Here is a 4424-nt window from a genome sequence, read left to right on the forward strand (position 1 = left end):
CCTGTTCCCTGTTCCCTTGAAACAGAGATGATATAGCGCTACGCGCAAGTCAGAAGGAACGAAGTCAGAAGTCAGAAGTAAGCTATGACTAAGTTTCCGAGTTTAGGAATATCATAATCTTAATGCGTAGTGCTATATTTTAGATCATAAACTAGATTTACCTTGCTATAAAATTGACCATTTAAAATTTGGCAATTACCAATGACTAATGAAAGACCAAACTGGGATGAATACTTTTTAATGATGGCTAAGCTAGCAGCTACTCGCTCAACCTGTTTAGCGTTTCCTGTAGGAGCAGTGATTGTTCAAAACAATCAGATTTTAGCAACAGGTTACAATGGTTCCCCATCTGGCTCAATTCATTGCACAGCTCAGGGATACTGCTATCCTGGACTAAGTAGCTGCGATGCGTCTCGTACCATGCCATCCCGAGCTGTTCATGCTGAAGCGAATGCGATCGCGTTTGCAGCCAAACATGGTATTGCCACTGCTGGAGCCAGTATTTATGTCACCCTGGAACCCTGTGTCTCTTGCTTAAAGTTAATCATTTCAGCTGGCATAAAGAAAGTTTTTTATGAGACTATCTTCAATAGTGGAGAGAAAGCTCTAGTTAGAGATCATTTTATGAAAGAGGGCTTGGTTAGCCTAACCCAAATCCAGTTAAGTGAAGAAACAGCTAAACGAGCAGCTTCATTTCTACTCAATCCAACATCTGTTCCGAAGTTGTCGAATCCAATTATCGATCACAATTACACAATTATTAAAGGTGACTAGCTCGATAATATAGCTCAATAATATTGTGATAATTTTTGTTCCCTACTCCCTACTCCCTACTCCCTACTCCCTACTCCCTACTTCCTACTTCCTTTGCTATATAACTTATGTCTTGGCAGCGTCCTGATAACCGACAACCGGATCAACTACGTCCCATTTTGTTTGAGCGAGAATTTACCCGCTATGCTCCTGGTTCCGTCCTAGCTCACTGTGGTGAGACCAAAGTACTTTGTACCGTGACGGTTCAGGAGGAAGTACCCCGATTTCTCAAGGATACTGGCAGCGGCTGGTTAACCGCTGAGTATAGGATGTTACCAGGAGCAACACCGGAACGCCAAAGACGGGAACTTCTCAAGCTTTCGGGTCGAACTCAGGAAATTCAGCGGCTGATCGGACGCAGTTTACGGGCTGCTGTTGATCTCAAAGCCTTGGGGGAGAGGACGTTAACAGTGGATGCGGATGTTATACAGGCGGATGCAGGTACCCGCACTACTTCCATTACTGGGGGATATGTTGCTCTGGTGGATGCTGTGGATAAACTGGTTAAAACGGGAGTACTAGAGCGATCGCCTTTAATTCACCAAGTTGCTGCTGTCTCCGTCGGTTTATTGGAGGGTGAGCCGTTTTTAGACCTCAACTATATCGAAGATGTGGCGGCTGAGGTGGATTTTAATGTAGTGATGAACGACGAAATGGGTATTATTGAGGTTCAGGGAACAGCGGAGTCAGGGGCTTATACTCGCCATCAACTCAATCAGTTGATTGACCTAGCAGAAAAAGGTATTAAGGAGTTATTAGAAGCACAGCGCTAGCAGAAACATAGTGCTGAGTACTGAGTAGGAACTCCTGGAACCTAGCTATTAATTAATTTCCGGAAAATTCCGGAAATTACAGGGATTTGACCAGGTGTTAAGTTTCTGAGGCTGAGGATTCACTAATCATCGGTGACAAGTAAGCCACAAGGGCACCAAGAACGAAACCAATAATATTGCGCAATAGTGGCAAGTAATCGGAGGTGCGTGTCACCACAGGTCCAATACCGAAGGCAATAAACAGGATACCCCAAAGTGGTGACAAAATCAAAGCCCATTGCCAAGCGAAAACCTGTTCCCGTTTGCGGGGGATAGCCGCAAATCCAAAAATCACTCCTCCAACAGTAGAAGTAATTAGGGTCAGAATCCACTGTTCCCGTGGTAGTCCAGGCACCACCCGACATCCCCCTTGGCGCAGGCATTGCTTGACCGTATTTAGGGATTCGATAATGGATTGGTTTTCGCCATTGTCCCGTACAAAGTAGAGATTACCAAATCGGGTTTGCAACTCTACCCAAAATGTCCGAGGAAGGAATTCATACAGGGCATCACCCACGTTAAACCCTAGGATATTGCCGCCTCGGGCGTCAGCAATCAGTAACATACTTTTGTCGTTAAGTCCCCAAAACTCTTTGACTGCCCGACCAGGGGTGCGGTCATATTGGGTCAAAACTCGGAGTTTCCAGCCAGTTTCTTCCTCAAAGCTTTCTAAATCTTGGATTAGTCTCTGCTCTTGAAGCTCTGGAATAAAGTTCGCTAAATCAATGACTGGTGTTTGAACCTCGGGCAGTAACTCAGGATTGTCGTAAGCCTTGGCCTCAGGAGCAATCGCCCACATAGAACAAGCTAGGAACAGTGCTGCCAGGGATACTAAAATTCGTTTTGGAAACAGATACTGCATAGTTATTTTCAACCGGCAATGGACAGTATGCTTATCTTTTAGATAAAGAATCAAGTAAAACTAAGCATTTCTTTACACTTGTTTACTTTATTCTAATCTTGGTTGCGATCGCAAAATGTTCGATCTTGTACACTACAGAGATAATTAACAGGGGTACGTTTTTTAAGTCAGGGTCAAAAGGGATGTGTGGTGGTTGTGGGTAGTGTAGGTATTGTGGGAGATGTGGGAGGAAACGGCAGTATAGGTTGGTTACAAGTTGAATTTCCAGAACTATCCCCAGTTAGCGACTGGATTCCATCAGGTGGTGATCAAAAACAACTGTGGAATGAGAATCAGAGTTAGGGGTTAAATTAAACAGTATTGCACTAGTTAAATAACCAGGTAATGCAGTAATTACTTAAAATTTAGAGCGATATTAGTTTTACGATTGGCCGTAAGCAACGGTACGCGATCGCTTATAATAAGGTAAGAGTATTAGGAATTAAAAATAAAATTTAAATTCCCAAATCCCAAATCCCAAATCCCAAATCATAATGGTAGAAACAATCGTAGCCCAAGATATTTCTCTGCCTCAATTGAAGGACAAATTTGGACTAGAGCCTACTAATGATGAGAAATTATTCCCAGAATGGCAAGAGGATTTACCAGAACTCAATGAGCTAGAAAAGCAATGGCTAGATCGGGTCAAGGATGACTATCTGCACTTATCTGAGTATCCCATGGTAGAACCGATTGTCAAAATGGTGGTGCTATCCCCATTGTTGAGAATTGCTGATTTTTATCGCCCACCATTCTATATTCTTGCTGAAAAGGATGTACAAATTTCATCGGAAGATCAGCAAACGATTGTCAGGGGACGAATTGATATTTTGATTTGCCAACCTCAGTTTTGGATAGTGGTGATTGAAGCAAAACGAGCAGAATACTCTTTAAAAGTAGGGATACCACAAGCTCTAGCTTATATGTTGGCTAATCCTGAGCTAGAAAAGCCTGCTTTCGGATTTGTCACTAATGGCGGTGAATTTATTTTTCTGAAACTAATTCGACAGGATAAACTGCAATATGCTTTTTCTAATCAGTTCTCTCTGCTGAATCGTGGCAATGATCTATATACTGTCGCGAGAATATTAAAACACTTAGGTCAGTTAGTAGGTGAATGACTGACAGCTTATAGCTGTCAGCTCTCAGCTCAAGAAGGAAGTATAGCGGTTTCACATCTGATGTGAAAACGCTATAGTAACCATTCAAGAATTTTGAATTTTTAATTGCGCTCAGCGCTACTAGGTGGTCCAAATTCCTCTGGCAGCTGATCGATGTGCTCAATCCCTAGTCGTTGGCACAGCAATTTCAGTTGCCGCAGCGTTGGTCTAGCCTCAGTCCTACCAGAGACCCAGCGCTGGTAAGTCGCACGAGGAATACCACAGTAGATTGCTAATTCGTCTTGAGACAAATTGGTGCGTTCAATTCTTAGAGCCTCCAAGGGTGAATCACTGGTGTGTTTGCGCCTTTTACTTTTCTCTGTCACAGTATGCTGGCTCAGCATGGTTTTAATGCCAGACTTCAAAGGATTATAGTAAGGCATCAAAATGAGATATAACCAGAAATACTGAAATGCGATTCGGCAAAGCCGACGCTGCGCGATCGCATCAGCCTGTAAACCTATTACCGCTAGGGTTTCAGGATTTATTCATGTCTCCTTTTCTCCGTGTATATATACGCCATTTTGGTCAAGCCACTTATCAATTAATTCATTGACCACATCGCTCATATCCCTGTCTTGCATAACACAAGCCGCTTTAAAGTTCTTTTTTTTATCTTTGGATAGATAAACCCGTATTGATTCTTCAGCCACTGTCCTACTACCAGTAAACAACTTTACTCCATTCTGGCATCAATGATTTTTTTTACAAAATTTATAAATTTATTTTCCCAGCCAT

At 42.7% G+C, this 4424-nt stretch carries 7 protein-coding genes; 4 read left to right on the forward strand and 3 right to left on the reverse strand.

The annotated features are described in order from the left end of the window. Positions 1 to 201: 201 nt before the first annotated feature. Complete coding sequence (locus F6K38_RS35570) at positions 202 to 774, forward strand: deoxycytidylate deaminase (protein WP_008189119.1); 573 nt, start codon at positions 202 to 204, stop codon at positions 772 to 774. Positions 775 to 881: 107 nt separating this feature from the next. After that, positions 882 to 1586 carry a ribonuclease PH gene (gene rph, locus F6K38_RS35575; protein ID WP_008189121.1) on the forward strand — a complete coding sequence of 235 codons (705 nt, stop codon included), beginning with the start codon at positions 882 to 884 and terminating at the stop codon, positions 1584 to 1586. A gap of 97 nt (positions 1587 to 1683) precedes the next feature. On the opposite strand, the gene F6K38_RS35580 is transcribed toward rph, so the two are convergent. Next, entirely contained in the window at positions 1684 to 2487 is an 804-nt protein-coding gene (locus F6K38_RS35580; RefSeq protein WP_008189123.1) for a TPM domain-containing protein, read from the reverse strand. Between the two features lie 189 nt (positions 2488 to 2676). On the opposite strand from F6K38_RS35580, the gene F6K38_RS35585 reads away from it, so the two are divergent. Both F6K38_RS35585 and F6K38_RS35590 read left to right on the forward strand, forming a co-directional pair. Continuing rightward, positions 2677 to 2829, forward strand: coding sequence for a hypothetical protein (locus tag F6K38_RS35585; protein ID WP_154659937.1), 153 nt, complete (start codon positions 2677 to 2679; stop codon positions 2827 to 2829). Positions 2830 to 3020: 191 nt separating this feature from the next. Continuing rightward, positions 3021 to 3647 (forward strand): type I restriction endonuclease, encoded by a 627-nt coding sequence (locus tag F6K38_RS35590; RefSeq protein ID WP_008189126.1) that lies wholly within the window; start codon positions 3021 to 3023, stop codon positions 3645 to 3647. Positions 3648 to 3748: 101 nt separating this feature from the next. Here F6K38_RS35590 and F6K38_RS35595 read toward each other — a convergent pair whose 3' ends face one another. Then, positions 3749 to 4069, reverse strand: a complete 321-nt coding sequence (locus F6K38_RS35595; RefSeq protein WP_008189128.1) for a helix-turn-helix domain-containing protein — start codon at positions 4067 to 4069, stop codon at positions 3749 to 3751. Between the two features lie 105 nt (positions 4070 to 4174). Continuing rightward, positions 4175 to 4339: a plasmid partition protein ParG gene (locus tag F6K38_RS35600; protein WP_198954017.1), complete on the reverse strand. Its 165-nt coding sequence runs from the start codon at positions 4337 to 4339 to the stop codon at positions 4175 to 4177. Positions 4340 to 4424: the final 85 nt, after the last annotated feature.

This window comes from Moorena sp. SIO3B2 (assembly GCF_010692525.1).
In the GTDB taxonomy this organism is placed as follows: domain Bacteria; phylum Cyanobacteriota; class Cyanobacteriia; order Cyanobacteriales; family Coleofasciculaceae; genus Moorena; species Moorena producens.

Coding starts and splice junctions, on each gene's coding strand:
- F6K38_RS35590 (WP_008189126.1), top strand. CDS start 3,021: ATGGTAGAAACAATCGTAGCCCAAGATATTTCTCTGCCTCAATTGAAG.
- F6K38_RS35570 (WP_008189119.1), top strand. CDS start 202: ATGACTAATGAAAGACCAAACTGGGATGAATACTTTTTAATGATGGCT.
- F6K38_RS35580 (WP_008189123.1), bottom strand. CDS start 2,487: ATGCAGTATCTGTTTCCAAAACGAATTTTAGTATCCCTGGCAGCACTG.
- F6K38_RS35595 (WP_008189128.1), bottom strand. CDS start 4,069: ATGCCTTACTATAATCCTTTGAAGTCTGGCATTAAAACCATGCTGAGC.
- rph (WP_008189121.1), top strand. CDS start 882: ATGTCTTGGCAGCGTCCTGATAACCGACAACCGGATCAACTACGTCCC.